Origin of the sequence: Neobacillus sp. C211 (assembly GCF_051842875.1) — a bacterium.
Lineage (GTDB): Bacteria > Bacillota > Bacilli > Bacillales > Cytobacillaceae > Neobacillus.
The window spans coordinates 32227-53610 of record NZ_JBPXRO010000008.1 but is presented as its reverse complement, the minus strand read 5'-3'; the positions used below and the strand labels follow the sequence as shown (position 1 = coordinate 53610).

Annotated in this window: 17 protein-coding genes; all 17 read left to right on the top strand. The window is 40.5% G+C overall.

Annotated features, from left to right (window positions below; all coding sequences use genetic code 11):
* Positions 1-147: 147 nt before the first annotated feature.
* The 17 genes from mglB (at position 148) to glpK (ending at position 21369) form a co-directional block, all read left to right on the top strand.
* Positions 148-1209, top strand: a complete 1062-nt coding sequence (mglB, locus tag ACSU6B_RS09655) for a galactose/glucose ABC transporter substrate-binding protein MglB (protein WP_168241724.1) — start codon at positions 148-150, stop codon at positions 1207-1209.
* 336 nt (positions 1210-1545) lie between these two features.
* Entirely contained in the window at positions 1546-3051 is a 1506-nt protein-coding gene (mglA, locus tag ACSU6B_RS09650; RefSeq protein WP_410884717.1) for a galactose/methyl galactoside ABC transporter ATP-binding protein MglA, read from the top strand.
* Between the two features lie 11 nt (positions 3052-3062).
* On the top strand, positions 3063-4085 hold the full coding sequence (gene mglC, locus ACSU6B_RS09645; protein ID WP_168241726.1) for a galactose/methyl galactoside ABC transporter permease MglC: 1023 nt from the start codon (positions 3063-3065) through the stop codon (positions 4083-4085).
* 336 nt (positions 4086-4421) lie between these two features.
* The gene (locus ACSU6B_RS09640; protein WP_410884715.1) at positions 4422-5657 is read left to right on the top strand and encodes a Zn-dependent hydrolase; all 1236 of its coding nucleotides are present in this window, start codon (positions 4422-4424) and stop codon (positions 5655-5657) included.
* Between the two features lie 337 nt (positions 5658-5994).
* Positions 5995-6654, top strand: a complete 660-nt coding sequence (gene atoD, locus ACSU6B_RS09635) for an acetate CoA-transferase subunit alpha (RefSeq protein WP_410884713.1) — start codon at positions 5995-5997, stop codon at positions 6652-6654.
* Positions 6654-7319 (top strand): 3-oxoacid CoA-transferase subunit B, encoded by a 666-nt coding sequence (locus ACSU6B_RS09630; protein ID WP_410884711.1) that lies wholly within the window; start codon positions 6654-6656, stop codon positions 7317-7319. The genes atoD and ACSU6B_RS09630 overlap by 1 nt, the downstream gene beginning before the upstream one ends.
* Before the next feature lie 383 nt (positions 7320-7702).
* Positions 7703-9142, top strand: a complete 1440-nt coding sequence (locus ACSU6B_RS09625; protein ID WP_410884709.1) for a GntP family permease — start codon at positions 7703-7705, stop codon at positions 9140-9142.
* Between the two features lie 57 nt (positions 9143-9199).
* Entirely contained in the window at positions 9200-9985 is a 786-nt protein-coding gene (locus ACSU6B_RS09620; RefSeq protein WP_410884707.1) for a 3-hydroxybutyrate dehydrogenase, read from the top strand.
* Between the two features lie 130 nt (positions 9986-10115).
* A complete protein-coding gene (locus ACSU6B_RS09615) occupies positions 10116-11540 on the top strand; it encodes a sigma-54 interaction domain-containing protein (RefSeq protein WP_410884705.1) in 1425 nt (474 codons plus the stop codon).
* Positions 11541-11779: 239 nt separating this feature from the next.
* Positions 11780-13528 (top strand): ABC transporter ATP-binding protein, encoded by a 1749-nt coding sequence (locus tag ACSU6B_RS09610; protein WP_410884703.1) that lies wholly within the window; start codon positions 11780-11782, stop codon positions 13526-13528.
* Between the two features lie 23 nt (positions 13529-13551).
* On the top strand, positions 13552-14226 hold the full coding sequence (locus ACSU6B_RS09605) for a response regulator transcription factor (RefSeq protein WP_214714155.1): 675 nt from the start codon (positions 13552-13554) through the stop codon (positions 14224-14226).
* Entirely contained in the window at positions 14223-15260 is a 1038-nt protein-coding gene (locus ACSU6B_RS09600) for a sensor histidine kinase (protein WP_410884701.1), read from the top strand. Before ACSU6B_RS09605 ends, ACSU6B_RS09600 begins: the two co-directional genes overlap by 4 nt.
* Before the next feature lie 171 nt (positions 15261-15431).
* Positions 15432-17624 (top strand): alpha-galactosidase, encoded by a 2193-nt coding sequence (locus tag ACSU6B_RS09595; protein ID WP_410884699.1) that lies wholly within the window; start codon positions 15432-15434, stop codon positions 17622-17624.
* A 244-nt stretch (positions 17625-17868) separates the two neighbouring features.
* The gene (locus ACSU6B_RS09590) at positions 17869-18066 is read left to right on the top strand and encodes a hypothetical protein (RefSeq protein ID WP_410884697.1); all 198 of its coding nucleotides are present in this window, start codon (positions 17869-17871) and stop codon (positions 18064-18066) included.
* 86 nt (positions 18067-18152) lie between these two features.
* Entirely contained in the window at positions 18153-18722 is a 570-nt protein-coding gene (locus ACSU6B_RS09585; RefSeq protein ID WP_214997666.1) for a glycerol-3-phosphate responsive antiterminator, read from the top strand.
* A 306-nt stretch (positions 18723-19028) separates the two neighbouring features.
* Positions 19029-19853 (top strand): MIP/aquaporin family protein, encoded by an 825-nt coding sequence (locus ACSU6B_RS09580; RefSeq protein ID WP_410884695.1) that lies wholly within the window; start codon positions 19029-19031, stop codon positions 19851-19853.
* A gap of 25 nt (positions 19854-19878) precedes the next feature.
* The gene (gene glpK / locus ACSU6B_RS09575; protein WP_410884693.1) at positions 19879-21369 is read left to right on the top strand and encodes a glycerol kinase GlpK; all 1491 of its coding nucleotides are present in this window, start codon (positions 19879-19881) and stop codon (positions 21367-21369) included.
* Positions 21370-21384 lie beyond the last annotated feature (15 nt).

Here is a 21384-nt window from a genome sequence, read left to right as displayed (position 1 = left end):
GTAATCACAAATTAATGCTAGACTTTTGACCTATTGAAGCGAATCCCCCCATGCTAACATAAGTGTAAGGGCTTACAACGAGGTTAAGTGGATCGGTTCTGCTGCCTTACCAGAGTCTTTACTAAATAGTAAAAGGAGAATGACAACATGTTTAAAAAGAAAAAGGGTTTAATTCTATCTTTAACAGTTGCATCTAGTATTCTATTAGCAACAGGATGCAGTGATTCAACAAGCGGTACAGATTCTGGAAAAGGCAAGGACAACAGTCTTCCAGCAGTTGGGGCAACCATTTACAAATTTGATGACAACTTCATGTCCTATGTTCGCCGTGCAATGGAGACTTCAGCAAAAGATAAAGTAAAGCTCATGCTAAATGACTCGCAAAACGACCAAGCAAAACAGATTGAACAAGTTGATACCCTAATTGCTAAAGGAGCAAAATCTCTAGCAATTAACCTGGTTGATCCAAAAGCAGCGCAAACAATTGTGGACAAAGCAAAAGCAAAAGATCTTCCGGTTATCTTCTTTAATAAAGAGCCTGATGCAAGTGTATTAAAAGGCTATGATAAAGCTTACTATGTTGGAACAACATCTTCTGAATCAGGTGTACTTCAAGGTGAACTGATTGCAAAAGCTTGGGAAGCTAACAAAGATAAATATGACAAAAACAAAGATGGCAAGCTTCAATACGTATTACTAAAAGGTGAGCCAGGACACCCAGATGCAGAAGCTCGTACAAAATTTGCGGTGGATACTGTTAAAGAAAAAGGGATTCAAGTGGAAGAATTAGCTATGGATACAGCGATGTGGGATGCAATGAAGGCAACTGAAAAAATGGATGCTTGGCTTGCAAAATACAATGACAAAATCGAATTCGTTATTGCCAACAACGATGGTATGGCATTAGGTGCAATTGCATCTCTTGAAAAAGCAGGCTACTTCTCCGGCGACAAGTTTATGCCTGTTGTAGGTGTTGACGCGATTCCTGAAGCACTTGAAATGATTGAAAATGGCAAAATGGTTGGTTCCATCTTAAATGATGCGAAAAACCAAGGTAGCGCCACTATTCAGCTAGCAGCAAATGCAGCAAACGGCAAAGATGTATTAGACGGAACTGAGTGGAAGCTAGACGATAATAAAGCAGTTCGTGTTCCTTACATTGAAGTAACAAAAGATAATATCCAAGTTGGTAGAGACGCTTATAAGTAAGAAAAGCAGAAGCGCCTTGTCCAGGGGCGACAGGCATAAGACGAGCCGGCGAGAAGGTTGCCCTTTGACCTTCTTGACGGATTGGCTTATGACCCCGAGCCCCTAGGCGCTGGAGCTAGACAGTAAGAAAAGCAGAAGCGCCTTGTCCAGGGGCTGGAATCAGCCCCTTGGCGCTCCTCGAACAAAGGAAAAGCGGACGCTTTTCCTTCGTTCGGGGTAAGACTCCAAATATTTGGAGCTGGATACCGCAATAAAATTATTACTCTCTTTAAAAGTTTGAGAAGCATCCCATGGAGCTCTCATATTTTTTTAAATGGTTTCAGAGGAGGTTCGCTCATGTCAGAATCAAGTACAACCAATTTACTAGAAATGCTGAATATAACCAAAAGGTTCCCAGGGGTACTCGCTTTAGACAATGTTTCCCTAAAAGTAAAGCCTGGATCGGTCCATGCCTTAATGGGCGAAAACGGTGCAGGAAAATCGACGTTGATGAAATGCTTATTCGGCATCTATTCGATGGATGAAGGTAAAATTCTCTTTGGTGGGAAAGAAGTTTCCTTTGCCAATTCGAAGCAAGCCCTCGAAAACGGAGTTTCCATGGTACACCAAGAACTAAATCAGGTACGTCAACAGAATGTTATGGACAATATTTGGCTGGGACGTTATCCGAAAAAGGGCATTTTCATCGATGAAAAGAAAATGTACGAAGATACAGCGGCTATTTTTAAAAGTCTTGATATCAGTATTAATCCACGCAGTAAGGTGAGTACGCTTTCTGTTTCCGAAATGCAGATGGTGGAAATTGCAAAAGCTGTCTCCTATCATTCTAAAATTATAGTAATGGACGAACCAACCTCCTCTCTAACAGAGACGGAAGTAAATCATCTGTTCAGAATCATCAAAAGGCTTCAAAGTGAGAACGTTGCGATTATCTATATTTCACACAAAATGGAGGAAATCTTAAAGATTTCAGACGAAGTAACGATCATGCGTGATGGTCAGTATATAACAACAAAAAGTTCGAAGGACCTAACAACCGATGAAATTATTAAATTGATGGTAGGACGTGACCTTTCACAACGTTTCCCTGAAAAAATAAACAAACCAGGGGAATTAATATTGAAAGTATCTGATTTGACTGCAGAAACACAGCCTTCTTTTTCTAATGTTGGCTTCGAGTTAAGAAAAGGCGAAATCTTAGGTATTGCCGGGCTGGTTGGCTCGAAACGGACCGAGGTGGTGGAAGCATTATTTGGAATGAGGGCGCTAACATCAGGAACGATTGAATTAAATGGCAAGGTAGTTAAAAACCATTCACCGCAGCAAGCCATCAAAAATGGATTTGCCCTTGTGACGGAAGAAAGAAGATCAACCGGTATTTTCCCAGAACTAAGCATTAGCTTTAACTCGATCATTTCTAACATGAAGCAATATAAAACAAAAAGCGGATTCTTATCTGACCGCAAAGTCGCCGATGATACCCAGTGGGTAATTGATTCCATGAAGGTAAAGACACCTTCCCAAAAGACTTCGATTGGAAGTCTATCAGGTGGAAACCAACAGAAGGTAATTATTGGCCGATGGCTGCTAACAAAACCAGATATTTTATTGCTAGATGAACCAACTAGGGGTATTGATGTCGGGGCAAAGTTTGAAATTTATCAGCTCATTAACCAATTAGCTGCGGAAGGAAAAGGAATTATCATGATTTCTTCTGAAATGCCTGAGCTTTTGGGTGTGACCGACCGAATTTTAGTCATGAGTAATGGAAAAGCAGCTGGAATTGTTGAGACTCACGCAACATCTCAAGAAGAAATTATGCAATTAGCAGCTTTGTATTAGGAGGAATGGATATGAATACTCAAGCTTCAAAAAAATCAAGCGTATCAAAATGGCTTGTTGATAACGTAATTTATGTAGTTTTAATCCTTCTTGTCGTCGGGATTGTCGCTGCTTCTCCGGACTTTTTATCGATGACAAACTTAATTAATATCTTAAGTCAATCATCCTCACGTATTATTATCGCACTTGGGGTAGCAGGTATCTTAATTACTGCAGGTACCGACCTTTCAGCGGGCCGGATGGTTGGACTTGCTGCCGTCATATCAGCCTCGATGCTGCAAGCAGGGGATTATGCTTATCGAATGTATCCAAACCTGCCGGAATTACCATTAATTGTTCCGATTGTCATTGCGATGGTAGCAACAGGTATCATTTCAGCATTAAACGGTGTTATTGTAGCAAAATTTCACGTTCCTCCATTCATTGCTACCTTAGGTATGATGATTGGTGTTTACGGACTAACTTCGATTTATTTTGACCGCCCGCCATATGGTGCGCAGCCAATTGGCGGATTAAGCCAAGCCTTTACAACGTTTGCGCAACGCGGTATAAAAATTGGCCAATATGAATTTCCATACCTCATTATCTATGCCATTGTGGTATCACTTATCATTTGGGTGATTTGGAATAAAACACAGCTAGGAAAAAATATGTATGCCATTGGTGGCAATCCAGAAGCTGCTAAGGTTTCCGGTGTAAACGTGGCAAGAAATCTGATTATCATCTACACGATCGCAGGTCTTCTATACGGCTTAACAGGTACATTAGAAGCTGGACGTGTAGGTAGTGCAACAAACAACACAGGTAACATGTATGAACTAGATGCAATCGCAGCCTGCGTAGTCGGCGGTGTATCACTATCAGGTGGAATTGGAACCGTCCCTGGTGTTATCACAGGGGTACTGATTTTCCAAGTCATCAACTACGGTTTAGCCTTCCTTGGCGTAAGCCCATACATTCAATTCATCGTAAAAGGCTTAATCATAATCGTCGCAGTAGCCTTTGACATGCGCAAACACGCAAAGAAAAAATAAGTAGATTGGTATTAAAAATTTGGTGTCAGGCACCGTTCGTGGACAAATGTCCATGAGCGGTGCCTGACACCTTTTTATTTTGTGATGTTACCTATACATACAAACTATAAAACAATTTGTATGTAAGATTTGATGTTTTGTCTAATGACAGGCCTTAGCAGTGGTGTATAATTAAATTGTTGTCTGAATATTTACTCAAATTTCATAATAGGCTTACTTTGGACCCCAGAACAGCTTCAAAATCAAAAGTCCGCAAATTTCTGTTTTTATCCTCCACGAGATTTTTAACATTGAATTATGCACTTTATCTCAGATAAAAAAGGGGAGTGTTTAATCATGCAACGACAAAAATTATTGATTAATGGAGAAAGACTGAAGACGACATTAGAACAATTTGCAAACTTTGGCCGGACAGAAAACAATGGGGTCACAAGGTTGTCCTTATCCAAGGAAGATATCCGGGTAAGGGATTACTTCCGTTCTTGCTGCGAGGAATTAGGGTTGACAGTCAAGGTTGATGATATGGGCTGCATGTATGCGACACTGACTGGGAAAGAAGAAAAGCCGCCAATTCTTATTGGCTCCCATTTGGATTCGGTGAAAAAAGGCGGCCGTTTCGATGGTGTCTTAGGGGTAGTGGCTGGCTTAGAAGTGGTTCGAACGTTAGTGGAGAATCAAATTAAACCACAGATTCCGATCACAATTGTTAACTTTACGAATGAAGAAGGTGCCAGGTTTGAACCTTCGATGATGGCATCGGGGGTGCTTTCAGGTAAATTTGAAAAGTCTGCTATGTTAAAAAAGGTAGATTCAGAGGGAGTTACTTTTGGGGAGGCTTTAAAGTCGAGCGGGTACGAAGGCAATGTGGAGAATCGATTAAAAGAGGCATCGGCCCTTTTAGAGCTCCACATTGAACAAGGACCGATCCTTGAAAAAGAGGCACTCTCAATTGGTGTCGTAGAATGTGTGGTAGGAATGGCTTGCTATGAGATTGAAGTAACAGGGGAATCTGACCATGCTGGCACAACTCCAATGAAGATGAGAAAAGATGCCTTGTTTGCTACTAATAACTTAATCAATGAAATCCGCAGGCGGTTAGGAGTTTTAGATGAAGATTTAGTCTTCACGATTGGCAGAGTAAACGTGTATCCAAGCATCCATACGGTCATTCCGAATAAGGTCATCTTTACTCTTGAAGCACGTCACAAGGACATGGAAATTGTCCGTACGGTTAAAAACTTCATCGAAGCACTTCCGAATTTAACCTCGTTAAATGAAGGCTGTGAGGTAAAAACAACAAAATTATGGGAGCGGGACACCGTTTGGTTCGAACCAGAAGTCTGCCAACTTTTAGAAGAATCGGCACGGACGCTCGGGTACTCTAATAGAAGAATGGTTAGTGGTGCAGGCCATGATGCGCAATTCATTGCTAGCTTTGTTCCAACGGCCATGCTATTTGTCCCTAGTATTAACGGCAAAAGCCACTGTGAAGAAGAGTTAACCACTTGGGAAGATTGCGAAAAAGGGATCAATGTTTTATTAGATACGGTTTTAACGATGTTAGCAAAATAGTTTTTAATTAAATAAATTAGTTATAAAGGGACCTTTTCGTGATGCGGAAAGGTCTCTTTTTTACTTTGGCTTGTTCCTCTTGCCTATACAGCAGTACTGTGGGCTGTATTTATGCTTATTAGCAGTGGGTTTTACGGAGCAGATTCTTGGTTGTTTTATAGTATTTTTCATCTGGCATTCGCACCAATCTACTTTATGGCTATTGCTCCCCGTAATATTGATTTTCAAAAGACTTCGGACATTGCCTTAAGGGACTCTATTTTTGGCACACTTCTTGCATAATAAATGGATGTAACTAACATTAATTTCATTTAATTCTTACAGGAGGTGCGTTGTAGTGAATAAAATTATTTCAATAGAGGAAATTTCCTCCATTCTGACAGATGGAATGACCATTATGGCAGGTGGGTTTATGGGGGTAGGTACACCACAAGAACTGGTAACTGCCCTGCTTGAAGCAGATGTGAAGGATTTAACGCTAATCGCAAATGACACCGCTTTCATAAAAACGGGTGTAGGACCATTAATTGTAAACAAACGAGTAAAGAAGGTAATTGCATCACATACTGGCACAAATCCTGAAACCGGCAAACAAATGATTGCTGGTGAACTGGAAGTGGAACTAGTTCCCCAGGGAACACTGGCTGAACGTGTTCGTGCCGGAGGGTCTGGCCTTGGCGGAGTGTTGACTCCCACTGGTGTTGGAACTGTAGTCGAAGAAGGCAAAGAAAAGATCACCGTCGATGGCCGTGAATATTTACTCGAAAAACCGCTTCGCGCTGAAGTTGCCATTCTTAAAGCATTTAAAGCAGATAAAGCTGGCAATTTGATTTATCATCGTTCGGCCCGGAATTTTAACCCATTGATGGCCTTAGCAGCAGATCTCGTGATTGTTCAAGTAGAACAAATCGTTGAAGTTGGAGAAATTGACCCGGATGAAGTAATGACACCCGGAATCTTGGTCGATAAAATTTTCGTTCAGGGAGGTAGTCGATAATGATAAATACACTAGTGAATCCAAAACAAATGATCGCTGCTCGTGTTGCGAAGGAATTGCAAGATGGAGATGTAGTTAACCTGGGGATTGGACTGCCGACTATGGTCCCAAACTACCTGCCTGGAAATGTTAACGTCATTCTCCAATCTGAAAATGGATATATCGGACTCGGTCCTGTAGACGGAGATATTGATCCGGATTTGGTTAATGCGGGTGGGCAGCCTTCAGGTATTAATCCAGGAGGTGCGTTCTTCGACAGCCTTTTCTCATTCGAATTAATCCGTGGAGGACATGTGGACGTAACTGTCCTTGGAGGATTAGAGGTTGATGCGAAAGGCAACCTTGCTAACTGGATGGTTCCTGGAAAAATGGTGCCTGGTATGGGTGGAGCAATGGATTTAGTTACTGGAGCCAAGAAAGTTATTGTAGCAATGGAACATATGGCCAAAAACGGATCATCCAAAATATTAGAACAATGTCGATTGCCTTTGACTGGAAAGGGTGTAGTGGACCTGATTGTGACGGAACTAGCTGTCTTTCGTGTAACAGCTGAAGGATTGGTACTGGAGGAACTTCAAGATGGTGTCGAACTTGATACCGTTAAGGAAAAAACAGAGGCTGCTTTTACGATCAATCCAGCTATTTTAAAAGAAAAAAACGGTTAATTAATATGATAGAAAATGAAAAGTAAATCGAGTTTCATAGATTGCGAGGGATTAGGTATTTATCAAATGCTGTTAAAGCCAGTGTTTTAAATAAATCGATTCCGAAAAAACGGAAAATTCCGGATTTGTGGAATCTGACTGCACTGAATTTTCCGAATTTACGGAATCATAAACGAGAGTATAAAGGGGTGATTTTTGGTAACGTATAGTTATAAACTATTAATTTAGTATAATACTTGTATGATAATAAAGAAAATTTAAACTTTTTAGAAATTATAACCGATTTTGGCACGGAACTTGCATTTTTTTAAGTGAACTTTAGCCTGTAAACGCTTACCAAGGGGATACTGAAGCTTATACAAAAAGTAAAAAGGGGGATTTAAATGCAATTATTTATTATTCTTTTGTCACTTGGGCTCTTAATGTTTGTTGCCTACCGAGGATTTTCTGTTATCTTATTTGCTCCGATCTGTGCACTTTTAGCTGTTGTACTTGTTGACCCAAGCCATGTTTTACCGTTCTTTTCCGGTGTGTTCATGGAAAAAATGGTCGGATTCATTAAATCATACTTCCCAGTGTTCCTATTAGGAGCCATTTTTGGAAAAGTAGTTGAAATGTCAGGGATTGCAGAATCCATCGCTAAGACGATTGTCCGTCTGCTTGGTGCAAAACGTGCGATGCTAACCATTGTATTATTAGGAGCCATATTAACATATAGCGGTGTAAGCTTATTCGTAGCTGTTTTTGCAATTTACCCATTTGCTGCTCAAATGTTCAGGGAAGCGAATATTCCTAAGCGCTTAATTCCAGGAACGATTGCACTTGGTGCGTTCACATTCACAATGGATGCCCTGCCGGGAACACCGCAAATTCAAAACGTTATACCAATTCAATTCTTTAAAACAGATATTTATGCGGCACCAACACTTGGAATTATCGGGGCTATTTTTGTCTTAACTTTAGGGCTGCTTTATCTAGAGATGAGAAGGAGAAAGGCAGCAAAAGCAGGGGAAGGTTATTATGGATTTGAAGCCGAAACTGCGGCTGCATTAGATTTAGCTGAATCAAATCAAAAGGACGTAACCGTTCCAGATTTAGCGACACATCAATCTGTTTTAAAGCAAATTTTAGCGTTTGTACCGCTTGTGCTGGTAGCTGTTTCAAATAAATTGTTCATTACCTACATACCAAAATGGTACCCGAACGGATTTGATTTTTCTGCGATTGGCTTAAAAGCATATACAGTAGATGTTCCTACTGTTGCAGCTATCTGGGCCATTGAAATGGCCTTAGTCGTGGGGATCATCACGTCACTTGCCTTCGATTGGAAGCGTGTGACAGTAAACTTTAAAGAAGGACTAAACCTCAGTATTGCCGGAGCATTGCTTGCAACGATGAATACGGGTGCCGAATACGGTTTTGGCGGTATTATTTCCTCACTTCCAGGATTTGCAAAAATCAGTGACGGGATTTCTAGTACCTTTACGAATCCACTTGTTAACGGTGCGGTTACAACTAGTTCCCTTGCAGGTATTACTGGGTCCGCCTCAGGTGGTATGGGGATTGCGTTAGGAGCGATGGCTGATAAATACAATCAGGCGATTACAGCAGCGAATATTCCACCAGAAGTAATGCACCGTGTCGTCGCTATGGCATCCGGTGGTATGGATACACTTCCACATAACGGAGCCGTCATTACCTTGCTTGCAGTTACAGGTTTAACGCACAAACAATCATACCGTGACATTTTCGCTATTACAGTCATTAAAACATTAGCCGTTTTCGTCATCATTGGTATCTACACTTTATTTGGGATTATCTAAAGACATTGCGCGTAAATATAGAAGAATAGTTGTCTAGTTATAAAGGAGGATTCTCGTATGACCAAGTCATTAGAAGGAAAAACAGCATTTATTACAGGATCTGCAAGTGGGATTGGATTAGAAATCGCAAAGGCGTTTGCGCAGGAAGGCGCAAAAGTGGTGATCTCCGATTTAAATGTTGGTAAAAGTGAAGAAGTGGCTGCTGAATTAAGGGAGCAAGGATTTGAAGCATTATCGGCGCCATGTGATGTGACCGACGAGGAAGCATTTAAAAATAGTCTTCAGTCAGCTTATAAAGCGTTCGGAAGTATTGATATTTTAGTCAATAATGCAGGAATGCAGTTTGTATCACCAATTGAGGAATTTCCGACTGAGAAATTTGAATTACTAGTCAAAATTATGTTAACCGCCCCATTTATCGGGATTAAAAATGTATTCCCAATCATGAAGAAACAAGGCTTTGGAAGAGTAATCAATATGGCTTCCATTAATGGTGTAATCGGGTTTGCTGGCAAGGCCGCATATAATAGTGCAAAACACGGTGTCATTGGTTTGACCAAGGTTGCAGCATTGGAAGGTGCAGCAGACGGAATTACCGTAAATGCTTTATGTCCTGGTTACGTGGATACACCACTAGTAAGAAATCAATTGGGGGACTTGGCTAAAACAAGAAATGTCAGCTTAGACAGTGTGATTGAAGAAGTACTCTTCCCGCTGGTTCCACAAAGAAGGCTATTATCCGTAACAGAAATTGCTGATTATGCGGTCTTTTTAGCAAGTGATAAAGGTAGAGGCGTTACAGGTCAAGCAGTCATTCTAGATGGCGGCTACACGGCCCAATAATTCCAAATAGAGAATCCTATTCGATTGTTCGAATAGGATTTTATTATTCTATAAAAATGCTTCCAGTCGCTCAAACAAACGTCTACGTTTGGTATAATTTTAATATCTAATGTGCAAAGGTGGGAAAAGAATGTACCAAGGATTTGAGAAGATCCCCCAAAATTGGCATGAACAAATGATTCACCTATTAGCGGAACGAATCGTAGTCGTCGATGATAATGGTATTATTCTTTACATAAATGAGGCGTATTGCCAGTTTTTAGGAACGACGATTAAAGATGCGGTCAACCGGCCTGTACAAGAGGTCATTGAAAATTCTCGCATGCACATTGTCGCCAAAACAGGACAAAAAGAGCTTGCTGCTCTTCATCCGATTAATGGAAGTGAAATGATAGCAAACCGTTTCCCAATCATTGAGGATGGAAAAATCGTCGGAGCGGTGGGAACTGTCATGTTTCGTACCCCTGAGGAATGGCGGATGTATAAAACAAAAATTCAGGGGTTAGTTGAAGAATTAAAGTATTATAAAACAAAACTGGAAAAAGAGCTGAAAAGTAAGTACCAATTCAATGATTTAATTGGAAAAAGCTCTACCTTTCTTGCAACCAAAAAACTAGCAGAAAGAATATCCGGGAGCAACTCATCCGTTTTATTGATCGGGGATTCTGGAACAGGCAAGGAATTATTTGCTCATGCCATTCATAATAGCAGCATGCGTTCCTCCTTATCCTTTGTTGCGATCAATTGTGCTTCAATACCTGAACATTTACTAGAATCGGAACTGTTTGGTTATGATGACGGTGCGTTTACAGGAGCAAAGAAAGGCGGAAAGAAGGGGCAGTTCGAAATTGCCAACAATGGTACACTTTTTCTAGATGAAATAGGCGACATGCCACTTTCGATGCAAAGTAAGCTTTTGAGGGTGCTGCAGGAAAAAGAGATTCAGCGAGTCGGAGGTCAAAAGTCAATTGCAGTAGATGTGCGAATCATTGCAGCAACCCACCGGGATTTAGAGATGCTGGTGGAAGAAGGAAAGTTTCGTCAGGATTTGTATTATCGATTAAATGTCATCAAAATAGAAATTCCCCCTCTTAGAGAGCGAAAAGAGGATATTCCGCTAATCTCTCAAAGCTTATTGAAGAAGTTAGAGGGGAAATTTTACCGCAAAGGAATTGAGCTATCTACAGTGGTAGAAGAGAGACTAATGGAGCATTCATGGCCGGGAAACATCCGGGAACTTGAGAATGTCTTGGAACGATCCATCAATGTTCTGGATGGGAAAACGATTGAAATGGTCCACCTGCCATTATACTTACGTGACATGGAACCGGAGACTAACTTTGTTAAGGGAGCTAATACCCAGAATCTTGAGACGGCGCCAAAACGGCTATTACCGATTTTCTCATTAAAAGAAACACTTGCTCATGCCGAGAAGAAAGCCATTTTAAATGCATTAGAGCTGACAAATGGCAATAAGCAGGAGGCTGCTAAACTACTGGAAATAGGGAAAACTAGTTTCTATGAAAAATGTAAATTGTATGCTATTAGATCGTAACAATAATTAATTTGGGTCTTCATTTCCAACTCGAAAAGAATAGGTAGAAGTAAGTCGATCTTGTTAGGGTGTCAGGCACCGGCCGTGGACAAATGTCCACGGCTGGTGCCTGACACCTTTTTTAAGCTATTCATTATTGGCAGTTCATATTCAATTCATATATTCTTTGTATAATCGAGTTTGTAATTGAGAATGTAGACTTGAATTTAACGTGACCTTTAGAAGGGATGTAAATATATATGACGGAAGTGAAGATAGAGAAGGGCTGGCGCCAATTTATTCGATTGGTTCAACATACCAACCCATCTAAATTGCTCCTTGGTATCGCTCTTTTATTAAGTGTCGGTACCACAATAGTGGGGCTATTGGTCCCGCTGTTTACAAAAAATCTTATTAATGATTTTTCGATTAGCTCTTTAAGTACGGGCAGGATTCTTATTCTTGTTACTGCGCTTTTAATTCAAGCAGGGGCTAGCGGGATATCCATCTATTTATTAAATCATCTCGGCCAATCTGTTGTGGCCGGGATTCGAGACCGTTTATGGAAAAAGCTGCTCGTCTTACCGGTACCGTTTTATGATGAAAATCAAACCGGCGAAACCGTCAGTAGAATGACCAATGATACAGCGGTGGTCAAAGGATTAATTACCGATCATCTCGCCAATTTCCTATCAGGAACGATTTCCATCATTGGTTCGATTGTTGTTTTGCTGCTATTGGATTGGAAAATGGCTTTGCTCATGTTTATAGCACTGCCGCTTGCAGCAGTTATATTAATGACACTTGGAAGAAAGATGCATCAGGTGTCAAAAGGTATGCAAACCGAAACAGCACGTTTTACCTCAGTTCTCCAGCAAGTTTTATCAGAAATACGATTAGTCAAAGCTTCCAACGCCGAGGCAATCGAGTATAAGAATGGTAAAAACGGGATCACCCAATTGTTTCAATATGGGTTGAAAGAGGCGAAGATTCAAGCATTAATCACCCCCCTGATTGGTTTGGTAATCATGGTATTACTAGTCGTCATTCTAGGTTACGGTGGAATGAGGGTATCATCAGGTGCATTAATGGCGGGTGATTTAGTTGCCTTTATTATGTATCTGTTTCAAATCGTCATGCCAATGGGGCAATTAGCCGCCTTCTTTACCCAATTTCAAAAAGCAACCGGTGCCACAGAACGAATTATCACCATCATGGATATGAACGAGGAAGAAGACCATTCGAATCAGGATGTTCATAATGTGAATCAATCGATCACTGTAGAGGATATGAACTATTCTTATAAAAATGGGGAAGACGTACTGAAGAATATTAGCTTTTCCGCAGAAGCAGGCAAGGTGACTGCGATTGTAGGTCCAAGCGGGAGCGGAAAAACGACCCTATTTTCTTTATTGGAGCGTTATTATCAACCGCAACAAGGCGCAATTCGTCTGGGGCAAGAACCGATTAATCAATTCTCCCTGTTTTCCTGGAGAAGTCAAATTGGCTATGTATCACAGGAAAGCCCGATTGTTGTGGGAACGATTCGTGATAATATTTGTTACGGAATGGATAAAAAAATTGAGCAGGCAGATATCGAAAGGGTGGCAAAAATGGCCTATGCGGACCAATTTATTGCGGAACTGCCAAGCGGGTATGATACAGAAGTTGGTGAAAGAGGAATAAAATTATCGGGTGGGCAGCGACAGAGGATTGCGATTGCTCGTGCCTTTTTAAGGGACCCCCAAATTTTAATGTTAGATGAAGCAACTTCCAGTCTTGACAGCAAATCAGAACGTGTTGTTCAACAGGCATTACAAAATTTAATGAAGGGAAGAACTACCCTCGTAATTGCGCATCGTCTGTCAACGGTGATCGATTCTGATCAAATTATCTTTTTGGATAAAGGGAAAATTACCGGAAGCGGTACACATGAACAACTTTTAAGAACTCACTCCTTGTATCGTGAATTTGCCGAGCAGCAATTACGGATCAACGAACCTGCTTAATAGAAGGAAAGGAATGAGGATGAATGACAAAAGTTCTAATGGTCGATGATGATGCCAATATTCGCGAACTAATCCAACTTTTTTTAAAAAAAGAAGGATTCGAACTTTATGAGGCATCAGATGGTGTAATGGCATTACAACTGATGGAAAAAGTAAAGATGGATTTAGCGATCATTGATATTATGATGCCAAATATGGATGGCTGGGAATTATGCAAAGAGCTGCGGGAATTTAGTGATATTCCCATCTTAATGCTGACCGCCAAAGGGGAAACAACACAAAAGCTGAAAGGATTCGAGTTGGGAGCGGACGATTATCTAGTTAAACCCTTTGACCCAATGGAGTTAACCGCTCGAGTTAAAGCATTATTAAAACGGTATAATATAACGGTTTCGCAAACGATTACGATTAATGAATTTAAATTGAATCGAAAAACACATGAAATTTCTTTTAAAAATAAGGAATATACGATTCCGTTGAAGGAATTCGAGCTGTTGTTTAAACTGGCCAGCTATCCTGGAAAAACGTTTTCACGAGAGGTGCTCATCGAAGACATTTGGGGCTATGACTATGAAGGAGACGAACGAACGGTCGATGTTCATATTAAAAGGTTAAGAGAGCGGTTTCCAGAAAGAGAATTCCCGTTCCGGATTCAGACGATTTGGGGATTAGGCTACCGCTTTGAGGTAAAATCATGAAGATTAAGCGCTTTTTTCAACATGTATTTGGGGTTGTCTTTTTCTTTGTATTTGTCTCTTTTGGTTTTTCAGCAGGTTATTTCATTGTGTCCGGAACTTATCAATTATTCGATTTTCACACATCCGATTACCTTCGTCATATGGCATCGGTAATTACTGGTTTATTGACGATGAGCTTAGTTGGTTTTCTTATGTCTTTATTCACTCGTTCAAGGCGACGCAATCTCTTTCATGAAGTACTGGATGCGTTAAGTAGGATTTCTAAAGGTGATTTTAATGTATACCTCGATTTAAAGGCTGGTAAAAGAAATCAATTCACGAGTCTGATTGACCATATTAATCATATGGCTAAGCAATTAAAGCAGTTGGAAGAGATGAGGCAGGAGTTTATTTCTAATGTCTCACATGAAATTCAGTCGCCGCTGACGTCGATCATGGGCTTTGCAAGAGCACTTCAATATGGCCAGCTTTCGAGCGATGAAAGAAGTCATTATCTCAGTATTATTGAAACAGAAAGCAAAAGATTATCGAAATTAAGTGATAATCTTCTAAAACTAACCTCACTAGAATCCAAGCATCATCCCTTTGAGCGACATAGCTATCGGTTAGACCAACAATTACGGACAATTATATTGGCCTGTGAACCTCATTGGATTGAAAAGGAACTGGAACTGGATGTGTCCCTCGAGAAGGTCATCATCATTGCGGATGAAGATTTGATGAGCCAGGTATGGACCAATCTGATTCACAATAGTATTAAATTTACTCCCAAGCGCGGAAGTATTCGTGTCCATCTCCAGCAGGTCGATGACAAAACGATCGTGAAAATTACCGATACGGGGATTGGCATCACGAAAAAAGATCAGATCCATGTATTTGAACGATTCTACAAAGCAGATAAGGCAAGGGACCGGTCAAAAGGCGGCAGCGGTTTAGGACTCTCCATCGTAAAAAAAATCATCGAAATGCACGAAGGAACCATCTGTGTTGACAGCGAAGAAGGGAAGGGAACCACCTTCACCATTACACTATAAAAACCATTTTTGTGTTGTTTTGGGTGTCAGGCACCGCTCGTGGACAAATGTCCACGAACGGTGCCTGACACCCTTTTTAAATTTATTGTTCTGATATACATAGGGAAAATCATATCTATAGGAAGATAAGTAAGTAATTTAGGTTATCTAACAATGGAGGAATGAGCGCTCGTGCCAATTGATTGGGATGAAAAGGATAGGATTTTTCATTTGTACAATAGCAAGATTAGTTATTTGATTCAAATTGTCCATGGTAAATATCCCGCTCATTTGTATTGGGGCAAGATGGTTAAGACGCTGCATCCATCTTCCATTCTGGCGTTTAAAGGCAGGGCTTTTTCGCCGACTACCGAACCTTCTCTTCCGCAATTTTCACTTGATACGCTACCACAGGAATATCCAGCTTTTGGGAACGGGGACTTTCGTTCGCCGGCTTATCAGATCCGTTCTGCTGACGGAACTACGGTAACGGACTTTGTCTTTGATTCTCATGAAATTTTTCAAGGAAAACATACGCTTGAGGGATTGCCGTCTGCTTATGTTGAGGATAATTCTGATGCTGAAACATTAGTGATAACACTGGTAGATTCCATGCTTGGGATCGGGATAAATCTACATTATACAATTTATCGTGATTTTGATGTGATAACGAGATCGGTCTCCTTTGAGCATCTTGGCAGCCATGATGTGGAAATACATAAATGTATGAGTATGTCAGTCGACATTCATCAATCAGATTGGGATTGGCTGCATCTTTATGGAACATGGGGGCGTGAGCGTCACATCGAAAGGCAGCCACTTAACCATGGGATTCAAACGATTTCATCAGCTCGGGGTTCAAGCAGCCATCAACATAATCCTTTTGTTGCGCTGCTTTCAAAAGACACCAACGAAGAATATGGGGATGTATTTGGCATCAGTTTGGTCTACAGTGGGAATTTTCAAGCTTCAGTCGAAGTGGATCCTTATCAAACTTCCAGACTTAGCATCGGCATAAACCCCTTTGATTTTACATGGGCGCTGCAGCCGGGGGAAACCTTTCAAACTCCTGAGGCTTTAATGGTTTATTCCTCGGACGGGCTTGGAGGAATGTCCAGGACTTATCATAAATTTCTGAGGGAAAGGGTTTGTCGAGGGGTATACCGCGACAAAACACGCCCAATTCTCATTAATAACTGGGAAGCCACCTATTTTCATTTTAATGAAAAAAAACTTATCGACCTTGCGGATGCAGCAAAAGAGTTGGGTATCGAGCTGTTTGTATTGGATGATGGCTGGTTTGGGCATCGTGACAATGATAAAAGTTCGTTGGGTGATTGGTTTGTTTTTAAGAAAAAACTTCCGAATGGTTTAAACGGATTGGCTGATTATATCCAAAAAAAGGGGATGCAATTTGGGTTATGGGTCGAGCCGGAAATGGTTTCTCCTGACAGTAATTTGTATCAGAAGCATCCCGATTGGTGTATCCATGTGCCGGGACGGAACCGAACACAGTCCAGAAATCAATTAATTCTTGATTTAAGCCGGGAAGACGTATGTAATTTTTTAATCGAAACGCTGACCGAAGTCTTTAGCAGTGCTAAGATCTCCTATGTGAAATGGGATATGAATCGAAATATGACGGAGGTGGGTTCGGCTGCGCTTCCACCTCATCGGCAAAAAGAAACCGCGCACCGTTATATGCTTGGCTTGTACCGAATCCTAGAAAAACTGACCGAACGATTTCCTAAGATTTTATTTGAAAGCTGTTCCGGAGGAGGAGGTCGCTTTGATCCTGGAATGCTCTATTATATGCCGCAAACTTGGACGAGTGATGATACTGATGCTGTTGAACGGCTTAAAATTCAATACGGAACAAGTCTCATTTATCCTGCCATTACAATGGGAGCGCATGTATCAGATGTGCCGAATCACCAGGTCGGTAGAACCACACCGCTTTTGATGAGATGCCATGTGGCGATGGCTGCAAATTTGGGATTTGAATTAAATATCGACAAGCTGAGTAGTGATGATAAAGAGGTGGTAATGGAGCAAATCAAACGATATCATCAAATCAAGGATATCGTCTGTTTTGGTAACTTATTCAGGCTGTTAAGTCCGTTTGATGGAATGGATTCGGCGTGGATGTATGTTTCACCGAATCAGGAAAGGGCTGCTGTTTTTTACTTTAAAACGTTGGCAACACCAAATCCACCGTTCTTCCGGCTGAAGTTGCGTGGGCTAAAGTCGGATGAGATGTATAGACTAAATAGGGGAGAACAGGAATATGTGGGCGATGAGCTTATGAAAATTGGATTAATGCTGCCATTGATAAAAAGAGATTTTACCTCAAGTATTTACCACATTGAAGCATGCGAAAAGTAATCAAATAAAAAATACGAGCTTTCACCTCAGATATCTCAATTAAAATTCACAATTTTGACATGCCATTTACCTGTGCAAAAAAATATTTTTGGTATATGCTTAAGTAGAAAATATAATAGCAGGCTTAGAGACTCGGAGAAAGCCATAAAAACCATTGGGAATGTTCATTAATATTCCTATGCGTTTTTATGGCTTTTTTGTGCGCAAAAATAACCCTTAGAATGAAGTTGGGAGGGAATTGGATATGAGACAAAAACTAGAAACGGAAGTAATTGTAATAGGTGGAGGAATGACGGGAGCAGGAGTGCTCCGCGATCTATCCTTACGTGGCATAAAAACAGTGACAGAATGTGGTATGTGTAAAAATCAACTCGATCAACTGACAAGCTCTGATAAATGGGGATTTTCCATTTATTCACAGTTTCGACATCACCAAGCATAGTATTTCTAATTAAAGACTGTATTGAAGCCAAAAAGTGTTATAAAATAATAGAATAAGAGAACGAAGATGAAAGGTGAACAATGGGGATGAGCTTCTTTGGACAAAAGGTGTTACCCGCAATTCGAAAAATAGAAGATGTCGAAAAAATGATGTCTAGCAATTATGAATATCTTGTAATTTTGGATTTGCATGTTTCCAGACTGAAACCCATTTTTCAAATGGCGCAGGCAAACCATAAAAAGTTGATTATCCATATGGATTTAATTCATGGGTTAAAAAGTGATGAATACTCAACAGAATTTATTTGTCAGGAATTTAAACCATTTGGACTGATTTCAACTAAGGGAAGCGTTATTCTGAAAGCAAGGCAAAAAGGTGTAATATCAATTCAGCGTCTGTTTTTATTAGATACGAGCTCGATCGAAAAGAGTTTTGCGTTAATCGATCGTACCAAGCCAGATTTTATAGAAGTATTACCTGGAATTATGCCGAAAATTATTAAGGATATTCGCAATCGAACGCAAAGGGAAGTATTTGCTGGAGGATTTATTGACACGATTGAAGAGGTTGAACAAGCATTTGCAGCTGGAGCAATTACAGTAACAACATCCAAAAAAGATTTATGGAAATATTTTGAGCCAGAAAAGAAAAAGTAATAGAATACTAAATTGTACTCAAAAGACATTCTTTATTTTCATAGAGAATGCTTTTTTATGTTGGTTTTCGGCAGCTACAGTAGATTAATATAGGCAAATAATAAGTGAAAATATGAAAATTTTGTAAATGTGTTGACAGCGCTTTCAGATGAATATTATACTAGTAATTAAGTTGATAATATGTGAAGAAGAGCCAGAGACTCACGGAATTCCCCTTTTTTTGGGATATTTCTGTGTGTCTCTTTTGTTTTTTCTGGATTATTTTCAATGGATAAAGATGTTTTTAAAAAAAAGAGGAGGCTTATTATGACAGCTTTTTGGGGTGAAGTAATTGGCACGGCAATTTTAATTACGTTAGGTGCTGGCGTGTGTGCAGGTGTGAATCTGAAGAAAACACTCTCTAATGGCAGTGGTTGGATTGTGATCACGTTTGGTTGGGGATTTGCGGTAGCCGTTGCTGCATACTCAGTAGGTAAATTTAGTGGCGCCCATCTAAATCCTGCTTTAACCGTGGCGCTGGCATTTACCGGTGATCTTCCGTGGAAAGAAGTCCCATCGTATATTTTCGGTCAAGTAATTGGAGCAATGATTGGGGCTACAATTATTTACTTCCAATACCTTCCACATTGGAGGGTGACAGAGGATCAAGGGGCGAAGTTAGGTACATTTGCAACAGGTCCTGCCATTCCGCATACTTTTGCAAATTTAATTAGTGAAATTATTGGTACATTTATTCTTGTTTTAGGAATATTAGCGATTGGTGCAAATAAATTTACAGATGGACTAAATCCACTTGTGGTAGGCTTCCTTATTGTTAGTATCGGTTTGAGTCTTGGGGGAACAACAGGATATGCGATCAATCCCGCCCGTGACTTTGGTCCAAGGTTAGCACATGCCCTTCTTCCAATTCCGGGAAAAGGAAGTTCTAACTGGGGATATTCATGGATTCCCATTGTAGGCCCAATCCTTGGAGGAAGTTTGGGAGGATTATTTTATAAAGCTGCCTTTCTCGGTAAAACAGAAATGAGTCTTTGGTTTATAATAGGGGCAATTGTAGTTGTTCTTGCGATCGCTTCCGTAATGGGAAAGAAACCTCAGGAAACGGCCCGGATAGAAAAAGTCAGTGCATAATTTTAATTAAAGGGAGAGTTTATATATGGAAAAATACATTTTATCATTAGACCAAGGTACAACAAGTTCACGTGCTATTCTTTTTAATAAAGAAGGAAAGATTGTCCAAGTCTCTCAGCAGGAATTTCAACAATTCTTCCCTCAACCAGGTTGGGTAGAACATAATGCAAATGAAATTTGGGGTTCGATCCTAGCGGTAATGGCTTCTTGTTTGGCCGGGGCTAATGTAAAACCAGAACAAGTGGCTGGAATCGGTATTACAAACCAACGGGAAACAGCCGTTGTCTGGGATAAAGAAACTGGCCAACCGATATATCATGCAATTGTTTGGCAATCCCGCCAAACAGCATCGATTTGTGAAGAATTAAAAGCAAAAGGACATGATCAATTATTCAGGGATAAAACAGGCCTTTTAATTGATGCCTATTTCTCTGGAACAAAAGTGAAATGGATTTTAGATAATGTAGAAGGTGCAAGAGAAAAAGCAGTGCGTGGAGAACTGCTATTTGGAACGATTGATACATGGCTTATTTGGAAACTATCTGGTGGAAAAGCCCATGTAACAGATTACTCCAATGCATCGAGAACATTGATGTACAATATTCATGACCTTAAATGGGATGAAGAGTTATTAGATATTCTTTCTGTGCCTGCTTCGATGCTTCCAGAAGTCCGCCCATCTTCAGAAGTATACTCAGAAACAGTTGATTACCACTTCTTTGGCTGTAATGTGCCAATTGCCGGAGTGGCGGGTGACCAGCAAGCAGCGTTATTCGGTCAAGCATGTTATGATAAAGGAATGGCGAAAAATACTTATGGAACTGGCTGCTTTATGTTAATGAATACCGGAGAACAAGCAGTAAAATCAGAGCACGGTTTGTTAACAACAATTGCATGGGGTATTAACGGAAAAGTAGAATATGCATTAGAAGGAAGTATCTTTGTTGCCGGATCTGCCATTCAATGGCTTCGTGATGGGCTCCGTATGTTTAGAAACGCTGAAGAGAGCGAGAAATTTGCTACTAGTGTAGCATCTACTGACGGTGTTTATGTCGTTCCAGCATTCGTCGGGTTAGGAACACCTTATTGGGATAGTGATGTACGCGGTTCGGTCTTTGGCTTAACACGTGGTACAACGAAAGAACACTTTGTTCGCGCAACGTTAGAATCCCTTGCTTATCAAACAAAGGATGTCTTAACGTCTATGGAGGCGGATTCAGGTATTTCGCTTAAGGCTTTGCGTGTAGATGGCGGAGCTGTTGCTAATAACTTTTTAATGCAATTCCAAAGCGATGTGCTAGATGTTCCAGTGGAACGTCCAGAAATAAAAGAGACCACAGCATTAGGAGCTGCATATTTAGCAGGATTAGCGGTAGGTTATTGGGAAAGCCAAGAAGAAATCGCGACTCAATGGAATATGGATAAAGCATTTACACCAGATATGGCTGAAGAGGATCGAAACAATTTATATACAGGTTGGAAAAAGGCTGTAAACGCAGCTATGGCTTTTAAATAATCGTAATCTATGGTA

Bases quoted from the DNA above. Each gene is read 5' to 3' on its own strand.
- ACSU6B_RS09625 (WP_410884709.1), top strand. From the start codon at position 7,703: ATGCAATTATTTATTATTCTTTTGTCACTTGGGCTCTTAATGTTTGTT.
- ACSU6B_RS09580 (WP_410884695.1), top strand. From the start codon at position 19,029: ATGACAGCTTTTTGGGGTGAAGTAATTGGCACGGCAATTTTAATTACG.
- ACSU6B_RS09605 (WP_214714155.1), top strand. From the start codon at position 13,552: ATGACAAAAGTTCTAATGGTCGATGATGATGCCAATATTCGCGAACTA.
- ACSU6B_RS09640 (WP_410884715.1), top strand. From the start codon at position 4,422: ATGCAACGACAAAAATTATTGATTAATGGAGAAAGACTGAAGACGACA.
- mglB (WP_168241724.1), top strand. From the start codon at position 148: ATGTTTAAAAAGAAAAAGGGTTTAATTCTATCTTTAACAGTTGCATCT.
- ACSU6B_RS09610 (WP_410884703.1), top strand. From the start codon at position 11,780: ATGACGGAAGTGAAGATAGAGAAGGGCTGGCGCCAATTTATTCGATTG.
- mglA (WP_410884717.1), top strand. From the start codon at position 1,546: ATGTCAGAATCAAGTACAACCAATTTACTAGAAATGCTGAATATAACC.
- ACSU6B_RS09590 (WP_410884697.1), top strand. From the start codon at position 17,869: ATGAGACAAAAACTAGAAACGGAAGTAATTGTAATAGGTGGAGGAATG.
- ACSU6B_RS09620 (WP_410884707.1), top strand. From the start codon at position 9,200: ATGACCAAGTCATTAGAAGGAAAAACAGCATTTATTACAGGATCTGCA.
- ACSU6B_RS09585 (WP_214997666.1), top strand. From the start codon at position 18,153: ATGAGCTTCTTTGGACAAAAGGTGTTACCCGCAATTCGAAAAATAGAA.
- ACSU6B_RS09615 (WP_410884705.1), top strand. From the start codon at position 10,116: ATGTACCAAGGATTTGAGAAGATCCCCCAAAATTGGCATGAACAAATG.
- glpK (WP_410884693.1), top strand. From the start codon at position 19,879: ATGGAAAAATACATTTTATCATTAGACCAAGGTACAACAAGTTCACGT.
- mglC (WP_168241726.1), top strand. From the start codon at position 3,063: ATGAATACTCAAGCTTCAAAAAAATCAAGCGTATCAAAATGGCTTGTT.
- ACSU6B_RS09630 (WP_410884711.1), top strand. From the start codon at position 6,654: ATGATAAATACACTAGTGAATCCAAAACAAATGATCGCTGCTCGTGTT.
- ACSU6B_RS09600 (WP_410884701.1), top strand. From the start codon at position 14,223: ATGAAGATTAAGCGCTTTTTTCAACATGTATTTGGGGTTGTCTTTTTC.